Origin of the sequence: Acidovorax delafieldii (assembly GCF_007993815.1) — a bacterium.
Classification (GTDB): domain Bacteria; phylum Pseudomonadota; class Gammaproteobacteria; order Burkholderiales; family Burkholderiaceae_C; genus Acidovorax; species Acidovorax delafieldii.
The window spans coordinates 1313673-1336301 of sequence record NZ_VJWE01000011.1 but is presented as its reverse complement, the minus strand read 5'-3'; the positions used below and the strand labels follow the sequence as shown (position 1 = coordinate 1336301).

Here is a 22629-nt window from a genome sequence, read left to right as displayed (position 1 = left end):
GTGAACACCGTCCACAAACAATAACAAAGATAATGGACAGTGTCCACATCCCAACGATCCATGACCGTAAGCACCCGCAACAAAGCTGCCCCCTCCAGCGCACCCGCCGCACGCGCCACCTACCGCCACGGGGATCTGCACCGTGCGCTGCTGGACGCGGGCATCGAACTGGCGCGCCAGGGCGGGCCGGATGCGGTGGTGCTGCGCGAGGCCACACGCCGCGCGGGTGTGGCGCCCAATGCGGCCTACCGCCATTTCGCGAACCGCGACGACCTGCTGGGCGCCGTGCGCGCCGCTGCCGTGGCCGCCGCCGCGCGGTCCATGGAGGCCGAGCTGGCCCTTGTGCCCACCACCGGCACGCCCACCGAGCAGGCCCACGCCAAGGTGCGCGCCGTGGGCGCCGGCTACCTGCGGTTTGCGCACGCCGAGACGGGGCTCTTTCGCACCGCCTTCGGTGGCCGCTTCACGGTGCAACAAACCCCCGACCCCGCCATGGGCGGTGCCACGGGGCTCAACCCCTTCCAGCACCTGAGCGCCGCACTGGACGACCTGGTGGCCGCGGGCGCCCTGCCGCCCGGGCGCCGCCCCGGCGCCGAATACCTGGCCTGGTCCACCGTGCATGGCATGGCGCTGCTGGCCATCGACGGGCCGCTGCGCGGCACGCCCCAGCAAATGCTGGACCTGCTGGGCCAGCGGTTGCTGGACATGGTGGAACGGGGGCTTTGAGCGCACCGCGCACGCCGGGTCCACTCAAGAACTGCCTTGGAACAGGCTTCGATGATCCTATGGGCCGGTAGCGACCACAAACAATGCCCTTACCGCTATTTAATTTGTAGCAGATATTGCCCATGCCTCATCCGGCGGCCAGCCCATACAGCCGCGCCGTGGCCTGCACCCGCGCCACCAGCGCGCGGCGCAATGCCATGGGCCGCAACACTTCCACCTGCGGCGACAACCGCATCAGCTGCCCGCAGGCATGCTCCACCGACTCGATGGGGATCGTCACGGCCATGCGGCCGTCCTTGCGGCGGGACGGAGGGGCGGCGGCCACCGCTCGGGCCACGGCGCTGCTGAGCGCGCGCAGACCGCGCAACCCTTCGGGCGTGGCCAGCAGTGCGGCCTCGCCCGTGTACAGGCCTGACTCAAAACGCCGGATCGACGCGGCCCAGTAGCCCGGCAGGTCAAAGCGTGCGGGGCGCCTGGCTGGTTGGTCCAGCGTTGTGGCCGCGAGGATGTTCGACACCCGGTAGGTGCGTGGCCCGCGCGTGTCGGCTCCCGTGGGTAAGGCCACCAGGTACCACACGCCCGCTTTCAGCACCAGGCCCAGCGGGCTCACCGTGCGCTCTGCCGTGCGCGCCCAGCCCTCATAGCGCAGGGTGATCTGGTGGCCGCTCCACACGGCGGCTGCCACCGTGGGCAAATGCGGCGTGGGGTCGCTCTCGCGGTACCAGTCCACGGGGTCCAGGTGCAGGCGCGTGCTCACGCGCTGCGCGTCGTCGCGCCAGGCGGCGGGCAGTGCGGCCAGCAGCTTCAGGCGCGCCCCCGCCACATCGCCGCCCAGGCCTAGGTCCTGCGCAGGGCCGGGCAGGCCGCTCAAGAAAACGGCCTGCGCCTCCGACGGCGTGAGGCCTGTGAGCGTGGTCTTCCAGCCCGGCAGCAGCGCAAAGCCACCGTGGCGCCCCCGCTCGGCATAGATGGGCACGCCCGCAGCGCTGAGCTGGTCCACATCGCGGTACAGCGTGCGCACCGACACCTCCAGCGCCTCGGCCAGCGCCTGCGCACTCATGCGGCCACGCGTCTCCAGCAGCATCTGGAGGGACAACAAACGGCTGGCGCGCATGGGTTTTGGCAGGGGTGGTGCAAAAAAGAAAGAACACCAAAGATAGCGCAAATACCTGCCATGGGTTGGCAGGTATCGGCGCGCACACTGCAGGCCTGTCTTGCCTTGTTGCCCCCCATACCTTTTCAGGAGCCCTCATGCCCACCACCGATCCCCACGCCATCGTTGAATTGCGCCAGTACACCCTGCACCCCCAACAGCGCGAGGTGCTCATCGACCTGTTCGACCGGGAGTTTGTGGAAACCCAGGAGGCGCAGGGCATGCGCGTGCTGGGCCAGTTCCGCGACCTGGACCGGCCCGACCGGTTCGTCTGGCTGCGCAGCTTTGCCGACATGCAGGCGCGCCACCGCGCGCTGGAGGGCTTCTATGGCGGCCCCGTGTGGGCGGCACACCGCAACGCCGCCAATGCGACCATGATCGATTCGGACAACGTGCACCTGCTCTGCCCCGCCTGGCCCGGCGCCACGGCGGCGCTGCCACACCATGCAAGGCCGCAGCCCGGCGCGCAGGGTGCCACCGCTGGCGTCCTGCAGGTCACCGTGTTGCCGTTGCGGGAACCCGCCACACCACCACTGCTGGACTTCTGCCGCCACCGCATGACGCCCACCCTGCAGCGCGGTGGCGCGCGCCAGATCGCCTGGTTCTGCACCGAGCCCAGCCCCAACACTTTTTCCCGCCTGCCGGTGCGCGAAGGCGAACCCGTGCTGATGGGCCTGGCCCTGTTTGGCGACGAGGCTGCGCTGACATCGTTTACCGACAGCGGGGCCTGGGCGCGTGACGTGGTGCCCGGCCTTGCGCCCTGGCTGGCGGCAGAGCCCGAGGTGCTCCGCCTGCAGCCCACCGCGCGCTCGGCGTTGCATGCGTGACGCACCGCAAACCTCTCCCCCTGACGCACCAACCACCACGGAGCCCCACCATGTCCACCCCAGCCCGCCTCACTCCCATCCCGTCGCCCACCATCGCGCCCAGTGCCGCGCGCGACTTCGACTTTCTCATGGGCCCCTGGCGCATTCGCAACACGCGGCTTGTGCACCGGCTCGCGGGCTGCCACGACTGGGAGGTGTTCGACGCCACGGGCACCGCACATCCATTGCCCGGTGGCATCGGCAACTTCGACGACTTCACGCCGCTGGCATGGAAGCCCGGCTACGTGGGCATGGCACTGCGTGTGTTCAACCCCGTCACGCAGCGCTGGAGCATCTACTGGCTGGACAACCTCACGGGCGGCCTGGACCCGGCCAATGGCCTGCTGCTGCCGCCCGTGGTGGGTGGCTTCCAGGGCGGTGTAGGCCTGTTTGAAGGCGAGGAGCTGTTCGAGGGCCGCCCGGTGCGCGTGCGCTTCGAGTGGTCGCAGATGCACACCGGCGCCCCGCGCTGGCAGCAGGCGTTTTCGGACGATGGCGGCGCGACCTGGGAGGTGAACTGGGTGATGGAGTTTGCACGGCCTGTGTGAGCGTGGTCAGCCCCCAGCACCAGGCCCAAAAATGGGAGCCCCAACAGCCCCTGCCGCCTGATGGCAGGGTGCTGCCAGCTATCCCAAGAGGAGCAGGGACTCACGCCGCCTGAAGCGCGGCTTCCTGCACCGGGAAGTCTGTGGACGCCGCCACCGCACGCCACTGCGCCGTCTCTTTTGCCACAAAGGCATGTTTGTCGGCAATGGTCTGCAGCGTGTCCGTGCCCAGCGGCAGGCGCAGCGGCGGCGTGGGGCTGGCCACCAGCTGCATCACGGCCTGGGCCAGGCGCACCGGGTCGCCGGGCTGATTCAGGTTGATGCGGCGGGCGGCTTCGCGCACGGCACCGGCGCTCTCGGCGTAGTCGTCCAGCACCCGGGGCGACACGGCCAGCGAAGCGCTGTCCAGAAACTCGGTGCGGAAGTACCCCGGCTCCACCACGGTGGCGTGGATGCCCAGCGGCGCCAGCTCGGCATGCAGCGCCTCGGTGATGCCCTCGACCGCGAACTTGGTGGAGCAGTACAGGCCAAACCCGGCGGCCGACTGCACGCCGCCCAGCGACGAGATGTTGACCACATGCCCGGCGCGGCGCGCGCGCATGGCAGGCAGCACAGCGCGGGTCATATGCAGCAGGCCAAACACATTGGTGTCGTACAGGCGCAGCACCTCGTCGGCGGTGGCCTCTTCCACCGCGCCCAGCAGGCCGTAGCCCGCGTTGTTGACCAGCACATCGATGCGGCCGAAGCGGTCGAGTGCCGCGCCCACAGCGTGGCGGGCCTGGGCCTCGTCGGTCACGTCCAACGCCAAAGGCAGCAGGGCATCGTGTGCGCCCAAGCGCTTTTCAACCGATGCGGCATCGCGTGATGTGGCGATGACGGCATCGCCCTGGGCCAGCGCAGCCTCGGCAATGCGCGCGCCGATGCCACGCGAGGCGCCGGTGATCAGCCAGACGCGGGGGTACGAAGAACGGGTGGTGGTCGTGGCTGTGGTGGGGGTGGTGTGTGCGGCGTTCATGGTTGGTCCTTGAGGTGGTGTTGAGCAATGGGCGGTGCTCATGGCGGTGAACTTTAGGCAAGCCATTGCCATGCGAATAGCCCATAATCTCTGGATTCATTCGCAAGCAATACTTGCCAATTCACCACACACCCACCACGCAAAATGCCTGCCCACCATGGCCATCAATGAACTGCGCGCCATCGCCAACTTCGTCAAGGCCGCCGAGCTGGGCAGCCTGCGCCAGGCGGCGGCCGCGCAGGGCATCACGCCACAGGCGTCCAGCCAGCTGCTGGTGCAGCTCGAATCGCACCTGGGCGTGCGACTGTTCCACCGCACCACGCGCAGCCTGAGCCTGACCGAAGAAGGGCGCCAGTTCCTGGCCTCGGCACAGCCGGGCCTGGCCACGCTGCAGCACGCGGTGCAGGGCGCGCGGCGCGGGCGTGAGGCAATGGCGGGGCCGCTGCGCATCGTGGCGCCGCGCTCCATCCTGCTGGAGGTGATCTGGCCGGTGCTTGACGAGTTCTGCCGCCGCCACCCGCTGGTGGAGCCCGATGTGCAGCTGGACGACCGCATCGGCAACTGGGTGGAAGACCGCGTGGATGTCGGCTTCCGCTCGGGCTACCCGCCCGAGGGTGGCGTGGTGGCGCGGCGGCTGCTCACGCTGCAGCTCATCGTGTGCGCCGCGCCCGCCTACATCGCACGCCACGGTGCGCCGGCCAGCATCGACGACCTGGCGCAGCACCGCTGCAGCGGCTTTCGCCATGCGTCCACCGGCAAGCCCATGCCCTGGGAGTTCCAGGTGGGCGACGACATCGTGGCGCGCACCATCCACCCCACGTTCTGCACCAACGACATCGAGGTGGAGGCCCGTGCGGTGCTGGGCGGCCACGCGGTGGGCCAGCTGGTGGGCGTGACGGCCGCGCCGCTGGTGCGCAGCGGCCAGCTGGTGCCGCTGCTGCGCCAGCATGTGGCGCAGCACCTGGCGCTCTACGTGTACTACGGCAGCCGCACGGCGCTGCCAGCGCGCGTGCGGGCCTTCATCGACCTGGCGGTGGAGATGGTGGCCAACAACCCCGCCTACCTGCTCACGCCCAAAGAGCTGACGACCCACGGCCCGGCTGTACAGAAAAAGCCCCGGGAGCGAAAGCCCACGCAGTGAGCGCCGTGCTGACAGCTCAGAAGGTGTGAACGGATCCGGCGTGTCCGAGCAGGCCGCTAAAACACGGCCGGTCTAGGCGCAAAGCACAGCCATAGCGCGGGCTATGGCGAGCATTTGCAACGACGAGCGGGCGTGTTTTGGCGGGATGAGCGGGCATGATGGGTTCGTTCACACCTTCTCAAGCCGCAAACCCGCCGTCGATCAGCAAGCTCGCCCCCGTCACCATGCCCGACTCCGGGCCGGCCAGATAAGCCACCATGCCCGCGATCTCGTCGGGGTGGGCATGGCGGCTCAGGGCCATCAGGCCGTGCATGTCGCCCGCCATGGGGCCGTCGGCGGGGTTCATGTCGGTGTTCACGGGGCCGGGCTGCACGTTGTTCACGGTGATGCCACGCGGGCCCAGGTCGCGCGCCAGGCCCTTGGTCAGGCCCACGATGGCGGCCTTGCTCATGCCGTACACGCTGAATCCGGCCCATGGCACGCGGTCGGAGTTGGTACTACCGATGGTGATCACGCGGCCATAGGCACCGCCTTGTCCCATGTGGCGCACGGCGGCCTGGGTGGCTACGAACACGGCGCGCACGTTGACGTTGAGCGTGTGGTCAAAGTCGGCCAGCGCAAAGCTGCCGATTTCACCCGCGATGGCGACGCCCGCGTTGTTGACGAGGATGTCCAGGCGGCCCAGCTCGCGCGCGGCGCGGTCCACCGCCTGCGTGAGGGCGACGGCATCGGCGCTGTCGGCCTGCAGGGCCAGGGCCTTGCCGCCGCTCGCAGCAATGTCCGCCACCAGCGCCTGCGCAGGCGCTGCGGAGCTGCTGTAGGTGAAGGCCACGGCCGCCCCGTCGCGCGCCAGGCGCCGCACGATGGCCGCGCCAATGCCGCGCGCGCCGCCGGTGACGAGCGCGACCTTGCCCGCCAGCAGGCGACCAGGCGATGAAGGAGCGGAGACCGGGGATGTTTCAGACACAGAAGACATGGTGTTGTTTCTCCAACGAGATGCATGCAAAAAATGGTTCGCAACCGAACCGGGAAGACCTGCAGTGTCAGAAAAACACTCATGCTCCGGTAGCCATGAATGGGCTGTATATCTTTCAACCCTTGGTTGAAAATACACCGCATGCAGCCCCTCAGCCACCTCGAATCGTTTGTGCAGTCCGCCCAGGCGGGCAGCTTTTCGGCCGCCGCACGGCTCATGGGCCTGACGCCCGCCGCCGTGAGCAAGAACGTGGCACGGCTGGAGGCCAGCCTGGGCGTGCGGCTGTTCCAGCGCAGCACGCGCAGCCTCACGCTGACCGAGGGCGGGCAGCGCCTGCTGGCGCAAGTGGGCCCGCCACTCACCGCCCTGGCCGATGCGGTGGACCACGCGGCCGAGGCCGAGCAGCAGCCAGCGGGCACGCTCAAGGTCAGCATGGGCCAGGCCTTTGGCCGCGCGTACCTGGTGCCGCTGCTCACCGAGTTCTTGCAGCGCTACCCGGCCATCCAGCCCGACTGGCGCTTTGAGAACCGGCAGGTGGACCTGATCGGCGAGGGCTTTGACGCCGGCATTGGCGGCGGCCTGAACCTGAACCCCGACATGGTGGCGCGCACGCTGGGTCCCATCCACCTGGTGGTTGTGGCAGCTCCTGCACTGCTGCAGGGCCGCAAGCGGGCACCACGCCACCCGGCGGACCTGGTGCAGTGGGATGGCATTGCACGGCGCAACATCCGCACCGGGCGCATCAACCTCACCACGCTGCGCAACAAGGCGGGCGATGCCGCCCCCGTGGAGCTGCGCCCGCGCGTCGTGTTCGACGACCCCGAGGCCATGTGCCAGGCCGCGCTGATGGGCCTGGGCCTGGCCGTGCTGCCCATGCCGTTTGCGCAGCCCTGGCTGGCGCGGGGCGACCTGGTGCGGGTGCTGCCCGGCTGGTGGGCCGATGCAGGTCCGACCTCGCTGTACTACCCCAGCAAGAAGCTGCTGCCCGCCCGCACCCGGGTGTTTGTGGACTTTGTGCTGGAGCAGTTCAGCGCGCGCGGGTTTGCGCAGCGGGTGCGCGGGGACTGACCGGCACAGAGGCAGGGCCAAGCCGCGGCAGCGTGGTGGCAATAATGGGGCTTTGCAACCGCTCTGGACCACCGTCATGCCCCAACACATCGGCATCGTGGGCTGCTCCGCCGAAGGGGCCGCCCTGTGTTACCGCACCCTGTGCGCCGAAGGCGCCGCATTGCTGGGCCGCCCGCATGCGCACCCCGAGGTGACGCTGCACACGCCGTCGCTGGCCGACTATGTAGACTGCCTGGACCGGCATGACCTGCAAGGCGTGGCCGACCTGATGCTGGCCTCCGCCCACAAGCTGGCGCGTGCAGGCGCAGATTTTCTGATCTGCCCCGACAACACCATCCACCAGGCGATGGACCGGGTCCTGCCCCATTCGCCGCTGCCCTGGCTGCACATTGCCGAGGTGGTGGCGGCCGAGGCGGCAGCGCGCGGCCACCGGCGCCTGGCGCTCACCGGCACACGCTGGCTGGTGGACAGCAGCGTGTACCCCGACGCGCTGCAGGCCCGGGGCCTGCAATGGGTGCGCCCCACCGAGGCCGAGCGCAGCGAGATCAACCGCATCATCATGGACGAACTGGTGCCCGGCATCATCCGCCCCGAGGGCGTGGCCATGTTCCAGCAGATCATCGCACGCATGCAGCGCGAGGACGGCTGCGATGCCGTGGTGCTGGGCTGCACCGAGATCCCGCTGATCCTGAGCGACGCCAACTCCCCGCTGCCCACGCTGGACTCCACCCGCCTGCTGGCCCGTGCCGCGCTGCGGCGGGCCGTGCAAGCGGACTGAACGCAACTACTTGAGCCGCTGCGCCACCACCGCATCCAGCGAGGCCATGAAGGTCTCCACGGCCCGCGTGTAGGCGCTCTCCAGGCCCAGCTGCGCGTTGATCTCGCCGTGGGTCAGCTCCTGCGGCAGCACCTCGGCACGGCCGCCCAGGTCGCGCACGCGGCGGGCCATGCCCTGGGCCTGCAGGCAGGGGTGGTCGGGGCGCTCGGTGGAGCACACGAACTGGAACGGCGGCACCGGCCCCGACAGTGCGTGGTACGGCGACACTGCGGCCCAGAACAACGGGTTGGCACCCATCACCTCGTCATAGAACGGGTAGTGCGGCGCGGTCATCACCACCGGCACATTGAGCGCCGCGCTGTCCAGCGACACCGTGCCCAGCCAGGGCCAGGCCCCCTCGCGCTGGGCCAGGGTGGGCGACGCATTGATGAGCGACACCAGGTGCGCGCCCGCTGAATGCCCCATCAGGATGAACCGCGATGCATCGGCGCCCCAGCTGGCGGCGCGGCTTTGGGCGGCGGCCAGTGCCATGGCCACGTCCTGCGCCTCCTGCAGCACGTTCACGGCGGGGTACAGGCGGTAGTTCACCGAGATGAACACAAAGCCCTGGGGCACCCAGCGCGCCACCTTCTCCTGCACCACGCGGGACATGGCCTTGTCGCCCGTACACCAGGCGCCGCCATGCACCATGAAGATCACCGGCGCGCGTGTGCCGCTGGCCACCGCAGCGCTGCTGGCGGCACCGCCAGCGGCGGGCAGGTAGACATCCATGCGCTGCAGCGGGTCCGCACCATAGGGCACATCGGCCACGCGCTGCACACCGGCGGGCAAGGCCGCAGCGGTGTCGCGCACCTGCGCGAAAGGCCCCAGCCCCCGCAGCTGGGCGTGGGCGGGTGGGGTCAGCACAGCGGCGAGCGCACACAGCGCTGCGCCCAGGCCTGTGCGCAGGGAGGCGAACGCGGAGAGCGGGGTGGAAGGACGGGACATGCGGGATCTCCTGGCTCAATGAATGGAAGGTAATGGATCAGGGCCGCGCAGGGCAGGCCATCGGGGCGCCGCTGGAGTCAAAGCAGCTGGCGCTGCGGGTGCGGCCGGTGTCTGCGGTGTACGAGCTGCTGGTCTGCACGCTGTTGCCGGTGGCTGCGCTGGTGGCCGTGGTGGTGCGGCCCTGGGTCACGCTGCCGTCAGCGCTGCGCGTGGCGGCGCCCGTGCTCTGCAGCGTGCCCCGGTCGCCCTGTGCGGCCAAGGTGCTGCTGTGGCTGGCCGTGCCATCGGCATTCCTTGCGCTCTGGCCCTGGCGCACCGCCATGGCGCCGTTGGGGCCCACCACGGCAGCGCCGCTGCGCACACTGCCGTGGCCCTGGCCGTCGGTGGACACGCTGCGGCCGCGCAGCACGCCCCCACCGCCCGGCGCTGCGCGGACCACGCCGGTGCGGGCGGTGGTGCTGCCGTCGGCGTTGTGCTCCACCGTGTGGCGGCTGCGTGCGTTGGCATCGTTGGCTACCAGAAGCAACAGTGCCGCCACGGCCAAGGCGGCCAGCAGCATGGCGCGGTAAGTGGCAACGGGGGCGGTCGGTGTCGGGACGGAAGGGAACATGGCGGTCGGCTCCTTGCAACAGAACAGGGGGTGCAGAGCAGCAGGGTGCTGCTCTGGCCTGAACTATGGCCACCAGGTATGAGCCAGTTGTGGCGCCCGATGCACGATGTATGACAAAGCATGACAAACCACCGGCACGTGTCATGCGTTGTCATGCACCGGAGCACCTGCCCGCGCTGGCACCCGGTGTTTTCGGCCCTACCATTGGCACGCAGCCTTGGCTGCACCCACCCGCTGCCACACCCACACACCGCCCCATGACGGAAGCCCTGGCCAAGATCCTGGTCGCCGATGACGAACCCGACCTGCGTGCGCTGCTGCAGCGCTACCTGAGCGACCAGGGCTACAGCGTACGCACGGTGGAGGGCGCCGGGCCGCTGGATGTGCTGCTGCAGCGCGAGCGCTTTGATGTGCTGGTGCTCGACGTGATGATGCCGGGCGAGGATGGCCTGTCGATCTGCCGCCGCCTGCGCGCGCAGGGCGAGACCATTCCCATCCTGATGCTCACGGCCAGGGGAGACCCCGTGGACCGCATCGTGGGCCTGGAGATGGGCGCCGACGACTACCTGCCCAAGCCCTTCAACCCGCGCGAGCTGCTGGCCCGCATCCAGGCCATGGTGCGCCGCCAGCGCCTGCTGGGTGCGCACACCGGGCCGCGCCAGACGGGCGGGCACATCGCGTTTGGCGCATTCACGCTGTGGCTGGACGAGCGCCGGCTGGAGCGCAACGGTGGCGAGGACGGCCAAGGGGCGCAAGACGTGCCCCTGACCACGGGCGAATTCGCGCTGCTGCAGGCGCTGGCACAGCAACCGCACCGGCCCCTGGGCCGCGACCGGCTCATCGCACTGGCCTATGGCCCCGACCACACGGCCACCGACCGCAGCATCGATGTGCAGGTGATGCGCCTGCGCAAGCTCATCGAGGCCGACCCTGCCCAGCCGCGCCACATCCGCACCGTGTGGGGCGTGGGCTATGTGTTCGTGCCCGATGGCGCAGCGCCGGGCGGCGGAGGCAAGGCATGACACCTTCCGCCACACACCAGGCCGCCGGGGGCTGGTGGCCGCGCAGCCTGCTCGGGCGCAACCTGCTGCTGATGGCGGTGCTCATCGTGCTGGGCCAGCTGGTGGCGGCCGTGCTGGTGCGGCAGATGATCTTTCAGCCCCGCGTGGCACAGGTGGCCGATGGCGTGGCGCGCAATGTGGGCGCGCTGCGCGCAGGGCTGCAGGCGCTGCCCCCGGCACAGCGGGCCGCATTTGTCGAGGCCTTCAACCAGCAGGCCGTGCGGTCGGCCCCACCGGTGGCAGCGGAGAACGCTGCGCGGCGTGCGCTGCTGTCGCCCATGGAGCGGCAGTTTGTGCAGGCGGTGTCGCGCCGCCTGGAGGCGGACGATGCGGCAACAAACACATCGCAACCCGTATGGCGCCGCGACAGCACGGGCGTGCTGGCCCTGCGTGTGGTGCACCAGGGGTCGGAGGGGGCAGAGACCTATTGGTTGAACCTGCCCAGCGTGTTCCCCACGCGCGAGTTCACCGGCGCCTGGCTGGCCGCCACGCTGGCCAGCATGCTGCTGGCGCTGCTGGGGGCCTGGTGGCTGCAGCGGCACATCAACCGCCCACTGGCGCAGGTGGTAGCGGCGGCCCGGCAGCTGGCGCAGGGCCAGCCCCCAGCACCGCTGCCCGAAGACGGACCCGAAGAAATCGCCACCGTGGGCCGCAGCTTCAACCACATGGCGCACAGCCTGGCCGCGGCCGAGCAGGAACGCGCGCTGATGCTGGCCGGTGTGTCGCACGACCTGCGCACCCCGCTGACCAAGCTGCGCCTGGGCGTGGAGATTGCCGGTGCACAGGTGGATGCCCCCCTGGCCGCGAGCATGGCGCGCAGCATCGACGAGATGGACGGCATCGTGGGCCAGTTCCTGCAGTTTGCGCGGGTCGGTTCCAACGCAGGCGAGGCCGAGGTGCCCACCCCGGCATCGCTCAACGACCTGGCCCAGGCCGTGGCCGAGGCGCAGGCCGATCATGGGCGCACCGTGCGGCTGGCGCTGGGCACGCTGCCCGACGTGCCGGTGCGCCCCCAGGCCCTGCGCCGCGCGCTGGACAACCTGGTGGAAAACGCCTGGCGCCACGGCACGCCGCCGGTGCTGCTGCGCACGGGGGCGGATGCCGACGGCGTGTGGCTGGAGGTGCAGGACCAGGGCCCCGGCATCGCACCGGCAGAGCTGGACCGCATCCGCCAGCCCTTTGCGCGCGGCGATGGCGCGGCACGCTCGGGCACGCCGGGCGCGGGGCTGGGCCTGGCCATCGTGGAACGCGTGGTGCGCAGCCACGGCGGGCGGCTGGAGCTGTTCAGCACGCCGGGCGCGGGGCTGCGCGCGCGGCTGGTGCTGCCACGGGGCGGGCAGGCCTGAGAGGTTGATGCCACCCGACGTGCCCTGCGCACGCCCTGGGCATGCTGCGCACTGAAAATTCAGCCAAAAGTGCCACAAGCGCTATTGCGATATGCCGCAACAGCTATCAAATGAATAGCAATTCAGTAAGTCCGGCAGACCCTCAGGCCACCGGCATCTTCAGTTTGCGGTACAGCGTCTGGCGGCTGATGCCCAGCTGGCGAGCGGCCTGCGACATGTTGCCGCGCGCAGCCTGCAGCGCCTGGTCGATGGCGGCCTGGGACAGCTGCTGCAGGCTCAGGCTGGCAGGCAAGCCGTCCACACCAGTGCCCGCTGCAGCATCGCTGCGCGGACCGGCGGGCACCGCCGTGAGGGCCTGCACCAGGTCGTCGGGCATGTGCTCCCAGCCCAGGGTGTCTTCGCCCTCGGCCAGCATGGCGCAGGCGGTGCGCAGCACATTGGCCAGCTGGCGCAGGTTGCCGGGCCAGGGGTAGGCGGCCAGGCGGGCCAGCAGGTCGGGCGCCACCTGCACCTCAAAACCCAGGCCCTGCTCGGTGGCCAGGTCGGCCAGCAGGCGCTGCAGCAGCGCCACAAAGTCGCTGCGCTCGCGCAGTGCGGGCAGCTGCACCGTGAGGCCGTTGATGCGGTAGTACAGGTCTTGCCGAAAGCGCCCCTGTTCCGCCGCCTGCATGAGCTGGTTGTGCGTGGCGCAGACCAGCGCAAAGTCCACCGGCACGGCCTTGCTGGCGCCCACGGGCGTCACGCTGCGCTCTTGCAGCACACGCAGCAGACGGGTCTGCAGGGCCAGCGGCATGTCGCCGATTTCGTCGAGAAACAGCGTGCCGCCATGGGCCTCGCGCAGGCGGCCCAGGTGGCCCTCCTTGCGCGCGCCCGTGAAGGCACCGGCCACATGGCCGAAGAGTTCGGATTCGATCAGGTGCTCGGGAATCGCCGCGCAGTTGATGGCCACAAACGGCGCATCGCGGCGCGGGCCGCTGGCGTGCAGCGCGCGCGCAAACACCTCCTTGCCCACGCCCGACTCGCCCTGCACCAGCACCGCAATCGGTTTGCCCACCACGCGGCGCGCCTTGTCTGCGGCGGCGCGCCAGCGCGCGTCGCCGGTGTCCAGCCGGGCCAGGGCGTCTTGCTGGGGCGCAGCAGTCGCCGCAGCGGTGGGCCGTGTGGGGGTGGCGACCCACGCGGCGTCCATCTGCACCTGGGCAAACAGCAAGGCGCCTTGCAGTGTGCGCAAAGCCTGCGGCTGCTGGGGGCGGCGCTTGTGGTGCGAGAGCAGTTCATCCAGCCGCACGTCCAGCACCCGCTCCAGCAAGGTGGCGCCCACGTCGCCCGCGTGCAGCCCCAGCTGCGCCAGGGCCACGCGGTTGGCGCCCACGATCCAGCCATCGGCCGACACGGCCACGATGCCCTCGGCCACGCTGCCAATGCCCTCGGGCGCGCTGTGCAGGTGCAGCCGGATGTTGCGTTTGCAGGTGGCCGCCAGCAGGCGGTTTTCGATCATGCGGGCGGCCGTGCTCACCAGGCCCAGCGTGTGGGCGTGGCCGTGGCGGTAGTCGCCCGAGATGTCGAGGATGCCCAGCAACTCGCCCGTGGCCGACAGGATGGGCGAAGCCGCGCAGGTGAGAAAGTTGTTGCGCTCCAGAAAATGCTCGCCGCCGTGCACCTCCACCGCGCAGGCCTCGGCCAGCGCCGTGCCGATGGCATTGGTGCCCCGGTGGGCCTCGTGCCAGGAGGCACCGCTGGTCAGCGCCACGCGCTCGGCCTTGTCCACAAAGTACGGATCGCCCAGCGTGTGCATGAGCATGCCGCGCCGGTCGGCCAGCACCACCACGCTCTGGCTGTGGCGCACTTGCTCGAACAGGTATTCCATCACCGGCCGCGAATGCGCAAGCAGCTCAGGGTTGCTGGCCAGCACCTGGCGCAGCGTGCCGCTGCTGGGGTGGTCGATGGCCTGCGGCCGCCCGGTGGGCAGCAGGCCGGCCGCCATGCTGCGCGACCAGGAGCGCGCCAGGCGCTCGTCCACCAGGCCGCTGGGGCACTGGCCAGAGTCCAGCAGGTGCTGGCGAGCCTGTCGCAGGGCGACGGGGGAAGTGTTGGGGCGCACGCTTTGTCTCCGTGCGGGCTCAGGGCGGCCCGCTTGTGGTGTGTGGGCCAGTATGGCGGGCTCGACGGCGCGGGGCAAGGGTGTGGGCGCAAGCGGTGTGCCAACTGTTCCATTTCGTGACAGGTGTCGCGGCCCGGCACACCGCGATGCGGGCGGCTGCAACAGGTGTCCGCCCTGGGCTGCCGAAAAAATCCAATGAAATCAACACTTCGCGCGCCGTGGCCTGCTGGCATGTGTTTTGAGTAAGGGATTGGCATCGGACAGGCCTAAAGAGACCGCCCGATGCACACAACCATCGCAGGAGACAACACCATGACCGTGTACGCAGCCCCCGGCGCCGCTGGCGCCAAGATCACCTACAAGCCCCGTTACGACAACTTCATCGGCGGCAAATTCGTGCCCCCCGTCAAGGGCCAGTACTTTGACGTCATCACGCCGGTGAGCGGCAAGGTTTACACCCAGGCCGCGCGCTCCACCGCCGAAGACATCGAACTGGCACTGGACGCCGCCCACGCCGCCGCAGACAGCTGGGGCAAGGCCGATGCGGCCACGCGCGCCAACATCCTGCTCAAGATCGCCAACCGCATCGAGGAAAACCTGGAGCGCCTGGCCTACGCCGAAACCGTGGACAACGGCAAGGCCATCCGCGAGACGCTGAACGCCGACATTCCACTCACCGTGGACCACTTCCGCTACTTTGCGGGCTGCGTGCGTGCGCAAGAAGGCGCCCTCTCCAACATCGACGAGAACACGGTGGCGTACCACATCCAGGAGCCGCTGGGCGTGGTGGGCCAGATCATTCCGTGGAACTTCCCCATCCTGATGGCCGCCTGGAAGCTGGCGCCCGCCCTGGGCGCAGGCAACTGCGTTGTGCTCAAACCCGCAGAAAGCACCCCCATCTCCATCCTCATCCTGGTGGAGATGATTGCCGACCTGCTGCCACCCGGCGTGCTCAACATCGTCAACGGCTTTGGCCGTGAGGCGGGCATGCCGCTGGCGCAGAGCAAGCGCATTGCAAAAATAGCGTTCACCGGCTCCACCAGCACCGGCCGCGTGATCGCGCAGGCCGCCGCCAACAACCTGATCCCCGCCACGCTGGAGCTGGGCGGCAAGAGCCCCAACATCTTCTTTGCCGATGTGATGGACAAGGACGATGCGTTTTTGGACAAGGCCGTGGAAGGCCTGGTGCTGTTCGCGTTCAACCAGGGCGAGGTCTGCACCTGCCCATCGCGCGCACTCATTCAGGAATCGATCTATGACAAGTTCATGGAGCGCGTGCTCAAGCGTGTGGCCGCCATCAAGCACCAGAACCCGCTGGACACCGACAGCATGATGGGCGCACAGGCATCGAAGGAACAGCTCACCAAGATCCTGAGCTACCTCGACCTGGGCAAGCAGGAAGGCGCCGAAGTGCTGGCTGGCGGCGGTCAGGCCCACCTGGGCGGCGACCTGGAAGGCGGCTACTACGTGCAGCCCACGCTGTTCAAGGGCCACAACAAGATGCGCATCTTCCAGGAGGAAATCTTCGGCCCCGTGCTGGCCGTGACCACCTTCAAGGACGAGGCCGAAGCGCTGGCCATTGCCAACGACACGCTGTACGGCCTGGGTGCGGGCGTGTGGAGCCGCAACGGCAACGTGGCCTACCGCATGGGCCGCGCGATCAAGGCCGGGCGCGTGTGGACCAACTGCTACCACGCGTACCCCGCGCACGCAGCGTTTGGTGGCTACAAGGAGTCGGGCATCGGACGTGAGACGCACAAGATGATGTTGGACCATTACCAGCAAACGAAGAACCTGCTGGTTAGCTACAGCGAAAACAAGCTCGGCTTCTTCTGATGGGGTGGCGGTTCAAAAACCGTCCCTGGCGTCGTTGCTCCGTCTTGCCGTAGCGTTGCTACTGTCTGCGACGGAGGCGCCTAGCCAGGGACGGTTTGTGAACCGCTGGAAACGCTGCTGGCGGCGCGTTGTTCCAACGCGCCGCTTTTCGCTTCTTTTGCATCGCACGCTGGAGACAACCATGGTCGAAAAAGTCATCGCCACCCCTGCCGCGCTGGAGCTTGTGGCCTTTCTGCAAGCAAAGCATGGCCCTGCGCTCATGTTTCACCAGAGTGGCGGCTGCTGCGACAACAGCGCAGCCAACTGCTATCTGCCGGGTGAGATCACGATGGGTGCAGGCGATGTGTACCTGGGCGACATCGGTGGCTGCCCGTTCTACATCGGGCGCGCGCAGTACGAGACCTGGAAGCACACGCAGCTCATCATCGATGTGATCGAAGGCACGGGCGGCACGTTTTCGCTGGAGGGGCCGGAGGGCAAGGCCTTTCACACGCGCTCGCGGGTGTTCACCGACGCCGAGCTGACCGAACTGGGCATTGCGCGCGGGCCTGCGGTGTGAACCCCGGGGGCTGTACGGCCCTCCATGACGCCCCTTCATGCCCGCTCCAGCGCATTTCGGGTCATTCAGACCGGTAGCGCTAGTGCAATATGCCGCCGCAGCTATTGAATTCGTAGCGCGCCTGCGGCTGTGCGCCCGCCGCCATCGTCCCCCAGGCGGAACACCGACACCACCTGCACCAGGTCTTCGGCCTGGTTCTTGAGGCTACTGGCGGCGGCGGCCATCTCTTCGACCAGTGCAGCGTTCTGCTGGGTGACCTGGTCCATCTGTGTCACGGCCTCGCCCACCTGGGCCACGCCCAGGGACTGTTCGTGGCTGGCAGCGCTGATCTCGCCCACGATGTCGGTCACGCGGCGGATGGCACCCACCACCTCGCTCATCGTGGCGCCGGCGCGGTCCACCAGGGCGCTGCCCTGGGCCACGCGCTCCACGCTGGCGCTGATGAGCGTTTTGATCTCGCGCGCGGCCTCGGCACTGCGCCCGGCCAGGCTGCGCACCTCGCTCGCCACCACCGCAAAGCCCCGGCCTTGCTCGCCCGCGCGGGCCGCCTCCACCGCAGCGTTCAGCGCCAGGATGTTGGTCTGGAACGCGATGGAGTCGATCACGCCGATGATGTCGGAGATTTTCTGCGACGAGGCGTTGATGCCGTGCATGGTGTCCACCACCTGCGCCACCACTTCACCGCCCTGAACGGCCACGGTGCTGGCATTGGCGGCCAGCTGGCTGGCCTGCTGGGCACTGTCGGCGTTCTGGCGCACGGTGGCGTTGAGCTGCTCCATGGACGCGGCGGTTTCTTCCAGCGCGCTGGCCTGGCTCTCGGTGCGGGCCGACAGGTCGGTGTTGCCCTGGGCAATCTGCACGCTGGCGGTGGCCACGCTTTCTGACCCGCTGCGCACGTTGCGCACCACCTGTGTGAGTTGTGTGCGCATCTGCTGCAAGGCCTCCAGCAACTGACCCACCTCGTTGGTGCCATGGGCAATGGGGGCGCCGCTCAGGTCTCCCTGCGCCACGGCGCGTGACAGCGCCACGGCCTGCGACAGCGGCCCGGTCATGGAGCGCACGAACACCAGCGCCATCGCACTGGTGGCCGACAGCGTGATGACCAGGGCCAGCGCCACCCACAGCAGGTTGCGCTGCAGCCCCGCCACGCGCGCCTGCAGCGCCTGGTCCAGGCTGGTCATCGACAGGTTGTTGAGCGCGTTCAGCGCCTCGATGGTGCGGGTGAACGCGTCAAAGTAATCCTTGGACGGCAGCTGCAGGTCCGTGGCGTTGAGGATGTCGCGCTCCACCATCTGCAGCGACTGCTGGATCTGCCCTTGCACGGCCTGCACGCTGCTGCCCAGCGCGCGCTGCAGCTCGGCATTGCCCTGCAAAGCGCGGTCCAGCCCCCGGAAGGTGTCGCCCTGCAGCTCGGCCACGCGCTGCTGCAGCACCAGCAGCTGGCCCTTGCCCTGGGGCGTGAGCTCGCGCTTGCCCAAGGCGCTGGCGCCCTGGGCGCGCAGCATGCCCAGCTTTTCCCCCAGCATGGGGGCTTGGGCCAGCGACGCCTGCACCAGCGCGTGGGTGTCGGCCTCGGGGTCGATCTGCAGGCCATAGGCATGCACCAGCGCCTCGTTGAGCTGCAGCAGCGTTGCGATGAGCTGGGTGTGCTGCGCGGTGCTTTGCACCTGTTCAATGCTGCGCGCGGCCACGGCCTGCTCCAGGGTGCGCCAGGTCTGCTGCGCCTGGGTCCAGGCCGCCATCTGCGCCGCAGGCACCTTGGCGGCGACAAAGCGGGCGCTCACGTCGTCCAGGGCGGTGTTGACCGCATCGCGCGCGGCGGGGCGGCGCGCGGCCAGCGACTCGTCACCGCCCAGCATGCCCACCGACAGGCCCCGGTGCACCTGCATGCGCTGCACCAGGTGCGTGAGTGCCTGGGCGGGGGCCACGCCCTGCGCCTCCAGGCGCGCATGGTCGATGGCGTGGAGGGAGTCGCGCACCACCAGGTAGGTGGGCAAGGCGCTCATCATGAGCCCGATGGTCCCCAGGATGAGGAATTTTTCGAGCAGGTTCAACCGGTGAAGCAATGACATGGCAGTGGGCGCAGGCAACGCGGCGTGCGCTTTAGAGTAGGCCCCAGGGGCGGGTGTCGGCACCGCCGACTGGAGGGCGGCCCTCCTGAGGGCCGAACGGAATGTCCCGCAATGTAGGGACGTGTCCACAGTAGGGTTTTGACTCAGGTCAAGTCACGCAGAGCTTCGCCCCCGTGGCTTGACGGCGTGCACTGGCCTGCGTGCCGGTATGGGGGAGGCTGCACCGGCCGGGGCGCTGGAGAATAATGAACGCTTCCCCATCCTTTGGAGCCCCTGGCATGCACTCGATCACCCTGCGCTTCCTGGCGTCCCAGACGACCCTGCCCCAGGCGGGCCGCGTACCCGGTGGCACGGTGCTGCGCTGGGTGGATGAGGCTGGATTTGCCTGCGCCAGCGCCTGGGCCCAAGGAGATTGCGTGACCGAGTTTGTGGGCGGAGCCCACTTTGTGCGCCCTATCCGGCCGGGCAATCTGGTCGAGGTGCACGCGCGCCTGGCTTACACCACCGATACCAGCATGTGCCTGGCGGTGGAGGTGCGCAGCGGCGCCGTACACGGCGCGCCGCTGGAGGATGTGGTGCACTGCGTGGCCGTGTACACCGCCGTGGATGCCAGCGACCAGCCGCGCACCGTGGACAAATGGAGCCCCGAGACCCCCGGCGACATTGCGCTGGCCCAGCGCGTGAAGGCCCACATCGACGCAGCGCGCGCGGCGCAATGAGCGGCGCTGCACAGGCCGCACCCGCGACCAGCCCGCTGCGTGCGCGCGACCTGCTCGCGGCGCTGGTGGTGGTGATCCTCTGGGGCGTGAACTTTGTGGCGATGAAGTGGGGGCTGCGCAGCTTCAGCCCCTTCCAGCTGGGCGCCGCGCGCTACCTGTGTGCAGCGCTGCCGCTGGTGCTGCTGGTGCGCCCGCCGCGCATGCACTGGCGCTGGGTGCTGCTGTTCGGCTTGTTCCAGGGCGTTGGGCAGTTCGGCTTTTTGTTCATCGGGCTCAAGGTGGGCATGACGGCCGGGCTGGCCAGCGTGCTGCTGCAAACCCAGGTGTTCTTCACGGCGCTGCTGGGCTTTGCGCTGTTGCGCGAGCGGCCGGGGCTGCCGCTGCGCGTGGGCATGGGGCTGGCCGCGCTGGGGCTGGTGTGTTTTGCGATGAACTATGTGGGTCCGGGGTCGGGCATGGGGGTGGCGGCAGCCACCACGCTGGCGGGCCTGCTGCTCACGCTGTGTGGCGCGGCGATGTGGGCGTCGTCCAACATCGTGGCGCGGCTGGCGCAGCAGCACAGCCCGGGGTTTGATCCGTTGGCCTTTGTGATCTGGAGCAGCCTGGTGCCGGTGCTGCCGTTCATGGCGCTGTCCGCCCTGTTCGACCCTGACGCCGCGCGCTGGCTGCAGTGGCAGACGCTGGCCAGCGTGCCGCTGCTGTCATGGGCCGCCGTGGCCTACCTGGGCTGGGCCGCCACCATCGTGGGCTACGCGCTGTGGACCAACCTGCTGCAGCGCTACCCCGCCAACCGCGTGGCGCCCTTCAGCCTGGCGGTGCCGGTGGTGGGCCTCACCGCAGGCTGGCTGCTGCTGGACGAGGGCGTGGCGCCCTGGCAGTGGGCGGGCATTGCGCTGGTGGTGGCCGCGCTGGCCTGTGTGGTGCTGGGGCCCCGACTACAAGCCAAAATGGCCGGTAGCGCTGGTTGAACATGCCTTAGTAGCTATCAACTAGATAGCAAACGACGACAGCACTGCCTACAGCAACCGGCGCCGCGCAAAGCGCACCACGGTCACCCCGGCACGCGCCTGGCGCACCGAGGGCATGACCAGCACGCAGTCGTCGTACGGAGTGACCACCGGCACGCCGTCGTTGTCGCCAATCACCGTGCCCGCCTTCTCGAACACTTCGAGGCCCGTGTACGGAGCCACGAAGCGGAAGGCGCTGCTGGTGGCAACCACGGGGCCGGTCACCTCCAGCGCCCACTGGCGCGGTGCGTCGGGCAGGCGCCAGCCGGGCAGCTGCTGCGCCAGCGCATCGGCGCTCAGGGCGCCAGACTGCTCGATGAAGCGCACACACTGGTCCTGCGCCACGGCGCGGCTGGCCGGGTCGCCATGGAAGCCACATTCGATGAGCAGCGAGCGGGTGCCGTTGTCGTCCAGGTCGCCAAACCGGCCGTAGTCGCGCATGCGCACGCCGTCCTTGTGGCCGGCGTCCACCACGATGTGTTCGGGCGAGCGCATGGCACGCGCCAGCGCCAGGTTGCGCGGCTGGATGCCGGTGAGCAGCAGCGGCGCCGAGGGCTCGTGCATGGAATGGATGTCGAGCAGCCAGTCGGCCTGCGCCACCCACGGGCGCAGCGCGGCGGCGCGGCGGCGCTCGTTGGTGTTGGCCGCATCGATGCGCTCGTCCAGCCACTGGCGGTTGAGGTCTTCGTCCGTAAAGCGCGAGGCGTCGTGGTTGCCAGAGTCAAACCGGTCGAAGGCGTCGAGGTTGCAGAACGCCAGCGTGAGCGTGCCCTGCTGCGGGCGCACACCGGCGTCGAGCAGGCCTTTGAGCGCCCAGGCGCCGCACAGCTCGTTGCCATGCACCAGGGCGCTGATCATCACGTGGCGGCCGGGCCGGCCCGAGTCGAAGTGCCACACGCCTTCGGTGCCGGTGTTGCCTGCACGCCAGGCGCCGATGTCGGGAGCGGGCAGCGCAAACACCAGGGGTTGCACGGATGTGGGGGGAAGAGTGCTGCTGCTCATTCTTCGATCTTGGCGAATTCAACAATCTTCTTGTACTTGGCCACTTCCGTGACCAGGAACTGGTCGATGTTGACGGTGGGCGAGGCCACGGTGGAGCCACTGGCCTCCATCTTCTTGCGGAAGTCCGGCGATTGCAGGCTGTCGGCCAGCGCCTTCTTGAGCTTGTCGGTCACCGGCTTGGGCAGGTTGGCAGGCGCCATGAGCGCAAACCACACGCTGATGTCCACGTTCTTGTACTGCGGCGACTCGGCCAGCGCCGGGATGTCGGGTGTGGTGGCAGAGCGCTTGGCCTCGGTGGTGCCCAGTGCAATCACCTTGCCGCTCTTGATGTGCGGCAGGCCGCTGGAGAGCACGAACACGCCGTACTCCAGGTTGTTGCCCATGAGGTCGCTGGTGAGCGGCGCCACGCCTCGGTAGGGGATGTGCGTCATGAACAGCTTGCCCTGCTCCTTCACGGCCTCGCCCGCCAGGTGCAGCGCCGTGCCCACGCCCGAGCTGCCGTAGCTGAACTTGCCGGGGTTCTTGGACACCTTCTGCGTGAACTCCGCCATGTTCTTGACGCCCGCGCCGGTGGAGGCCACCAGCACCAGCGGCTGGGAGGCAATGAGGCCGATGGCGGTGAAGTCCTTGATGTCGTACTTGACCTTCTTGGTCACGAGCTTGTTGATGGCGATCTCGTTGTTGGCGCCCACCAGCAGGGTGTAGCCGTCAGGTGCGGCGTTGGCCACCTTCTGCGCGCCGATCGCGCCACCGGCACCGCCCAGGTTCTCGATCACCACCGGCACGCCAAGCTTGTTGCCCAGTTCGGTGGCCACCGTGCGTGCGGTCAGGTCGGTGCTGCCGCCGGGCGGATAGCCCACCACGATGGTGATGGGCTTGCTGGGGTAGGCGTCTTGGGCGATGGCAGGGGCAGCGAGGACGGCCAGGCCGCACAGCAGTGCAGCACGGCGCAAGGGGTGGACGGTGGTCATGGTGAAACTCCTTGGCAAAGGCGTGGGGCTGAATGGGGCGGGTGAGGTATGGATTGGATTGTGAAAAACCGGCTCTTGGCTGTTGGTGCC

21 protein-coding genes are annotated in these 22629 nt (G+C 69.0%); 12 read left to right on the top strand and 9 right to left on the bottom strand.

Features of this window, described 5'->3' with window-relative positions:
• Positions 1-60: 60 nt before the first annotated feature.
• Entirely contained in the window at positions 61-726 is a 666-nt protein-coding gene (locus tag ATF69_RS08830) for a TetR/AcrR family transcriptional regulator (protein ID WP_146870624.1), read from the top strand.
• 127 nt (positions 727-853) lie between these two features.
• On the opposite strand, the gene ATF69_RS08825 is transcribed toward ATF69_RS08830, so the two are convergent.
• Positions 854-1840 (bottom strand): helix-turn-helix transcriptional regulator, encoded by a 987-nt coding sequence (locus tag ATF69_RS08825; protein ID WP_146870623.1) that lies wholly within the window; start codon positions 1838-1840, stop codon positions 854-856.
• 137 nt (positions 1841-1977) lie between these two features.
• Here ATF69_RS08825 and ATF69_RS08820 point away from each other — a divergent pair, with 137 nt between their 5' ends.
• Both ATF69_RS08820 and ATF69_RS08815 read left to right on the top strand, forming a co-directional pair.
• On the top strand, positions 1978-2706 hold the full coding sequence (locus tag ATF69_RS08820; protein WP_146870622.1) for an NIPSNAP family protein: 729 nt from the start codon (positions 1978-1980) through the stop codon (positions 2704-2706).
• Positions 2707-2756: 50 nt separating this feature from the next.
• Positions 2757-3293, top strand: a complete 537-nt coding sequence (locus ATF69_RS08815) for a hypothetical protein (RefSeq protein WP_099731821.1) — start codon at positions 2757-2759, stop codon at positions 3291-3293.
• A gap of 100 nt (positions 3294-3393) precedes the next feature.
• Here the strand turns inward: ATF69_RS08815 and ATF69_RS08810 are convergent, their stop codons facing one another.
• Positions 3394-4305: an oxidoreductase gene (locus ATF69_RS08810; RefSeq protein ID WP_146870621.1), complete on the bottom strand. Its 912-nt coding sequence runs from the start codon at positions 4303-4305 to the stop codon at positions 3394-3396.
• A gap of 157 nt (positions 4306-4462) precedes the next feature.
• On the opposite strand from ATF69_RS08810, the gene ATF69_RS08805 reads away from it, so the two are divergent.
• Positions 4463-5446 carry a LysR family transcriptional regulator gene (locus ATF69_RS08805; protein WP_146870620.1) on the top strand — a complete coding sequence of 328 codons (984 nt, stop codon included), beginning with the start codon at positions 4463-4465 and terminating at the stop codon, positions 5444-5446.
• Between the two features lie 178 nt (positions 5447-5624).
• Here the strand turns inward: ATF69_RS08805 and ATF69_RS08800 are convergent, their stop codons facing one another.
• Complete coding sequence (locus ATF69_RS08800) at positions 5625-6422, bottom strand: SDR family oxidoreductase (protein WP_146870619.1); 798 nt, start codon at positions 6420-6422, stop codon at positions 5625-5627.
• A 141-nt stretch (positions 6423-6563) separates the two neighbouring features.
• On the opposite strand from ATF69_RS08800, the gene ATF69_RS08795 reads away from it, so the two are divergent.
• Positions 6564-7490 carry a LysR family transcriptional regulator gene (locus tag ATF69_RS08795; RefSeq protein ID WP_146870618.1) on the top strand — a complete coding sequence of 309 codons (927 nt, stop codon included), beginning with the start codon at positions 6564-6566 and terminating at the stop codon, positions 7488-7490.
• Positions 7491-7566: 76 nt separating this feature from the next.
• A complete protein-coding gene (locus ATF69_RS08790; RefSeq protein WP_146870617.1) occupies positions 7567-8268 on the top strand; it encodes an aspartate/glutamate racemase family protein in 702 nt (233 codons plus the stop codon).
• Between the two features lie 6 nt (positions 8269-8274).
• Here ATF69_RS08790 and ATF69_RS08785 read toward each other — a convergent pair whose 3' ends face one another.
• Positions 8275-9255, bottom strand: a complete 981-nt coding sequence (locus tag ATF69_RS08785; RefSeq protein ID WP_146870616.1) for an alpha/beta hydrolase — start codon at positions 9253-9255, stop codon at positions 8275-8277.
• Positions 9256-9292: 37 nt separating this feature from the next.
• Entirely contained in the window at positions 9293-9865 is a 573-nt protein-coding gene (locus tag ATF69_RS08780) for a hypothetical protein (RefSeq protein ID WP_146870615.1), read from the bottom strand.
• A gap of 257 nt (positions 9866-10122) precedes the next feature.
• On the opposite strand from ATF69_RS08780, the gene ompR reads away from it, so the two are divergent.
• A complete protein-coding gene (gene ompR / locus ATF69_RS08775; RefSeq protein WP_146870614.1) occupies positions 10123-10887 on the top strand; it encodes an osmolarity response regulator transcription factor OmpR in 765 nt (254 codons plus the stop codon).
• Positions 10884-12272, top strand: a complete 1389-nt coding sequence (locus ATF69_RS08770) for an ATP-binding protein (RefSeq protein ID WP_146870613.1) — start codon at positions 10884-10886, stop codon at positions 12270-12272. The genes ompR and ATF69_RS08770 overlap by 4 nt, the downstream gene beginning before the upstream one ends.
• A gap of 142 nt (positions 12273-12414) precedes the next feature.
• Here ATF69_RS08770 and ATF69_RS08765 read toward each other — a convergent pair whose 3' ends face one another.
• The gene (locus ATF69_RS08765) at positions 12415-14373 is read right to left on the bottom strand and encodes a sigma-54-dependent Fis family transcriptional regulator (protein WP_146870612.1); all 1959 of its coding nucleotides are present in this window, start codon (positions 14371-14373) and stop codon (positions 12415-12417) included.
• Between the two features lie 312 nt (positions 14374-14685).
• Here ATF69_RS08765 and exaC point away from each other — a divergent pair, with 312 nt between their 5' ends.
• A complete protein-coding gene (gene exaC, locus ATF69_RS08760; protein ID WP_146870611.1) occupies positions 14686-16209 on the top strand; it encodes an acetaldehyde dehydrogenase ExaC in 1524 nt (507 codons plus the stop codon).
• A 181-nt stretch (positions 16210-16390) separates the two neighbouring features.
• The gene (locus tag ATF69_RS08755) at positions 16391-16768 is read left to right on the top strand and encodes a DUF779 domain-containing protein (protein WP_146870610.1); all 378 of its coding nucleotides are present in this window, start codon (positions 16391-16393) and stop codon (positions 16766-16768) included.
• A 101-nt stretch (positions 16769-16869) separates the two neighbouring features.
• Here the strand turns inward: ATF69_RS08755 and ATF69_RS08750 are convergent, their stop codons facing one another.
• Positions 16870-18840: a methyl-accepting chemotaxis protein gene (locus tag ATF69_RS08750; protein ID WP_146870609.1), complete on the bottom strand. Its 1971-nt coding sequence runs from the start codon at positions 18838-18840 to the stop codon at positions 16870-16872.
• 278 nt (positions 18841-19118) lie between these two features.
• On the opposite strand from ATF69_RS08750, the gene ATF69_RS08745 reads away from it, so the two are divergent.
• Together ATF69_RS08745 and ATF69_RS08740 are read left to right on the top strand one after the other, a co-directional pair.
• Positions 19119-19559, top strand: coding sequence for an acyl-CoA thioesterase (locus ATF69_RS08745; protein ID WP_056742911.1), 441 nt, complete (start codon positions 19119-19121; stop codon positions 19557-19559).
• Positions 19556-20527: an EamA family transporter gene (locus tag ATF69_RS08740; protein WP_146870608.1), complete on the top strand. Its 972-nt coding sequence runs from the start codon at positions 19556-19558 to the stop codon at positions 20525-20527. Before ATF69_RS08745 ends, ATF69_RS08740 begins: the two co-directional genes overlap by 4 nt.
• Positions 20528-20575: 48 nt before the next feature.
• Here ATF69_RS08740 and ATF69_RS08735 read toward each other — a convergent pair whose 3' ends face one another.
• A complete protein-coding gene (locus tag ATF69_RS08735; RefSeq protein WP_146870607.1) occupies positions 20576-21568 on the bottom strand; it encodes a M14 family metallopeptidase in 993 nt (330 codons plus the stop codon).
• Positions 21565-22539 (bottom strand): Bug family tripartite tricarboxylate transporter substrate binding protein, encoded by a 975-nt coding sequence (locus tag ATF69_RS08730; protein ID WP_146870606.1) that lies wholly within the window; start codon positions 22537-22539, stop codon positions 21565-21567. Before ATF69_RS08730 ends, ATF69_RS08735 begins: the two co-directional genes overlap by 4 nt.
• Between the last annotated feature and the right edge of the window lie 90 nt (positions 22540-22629).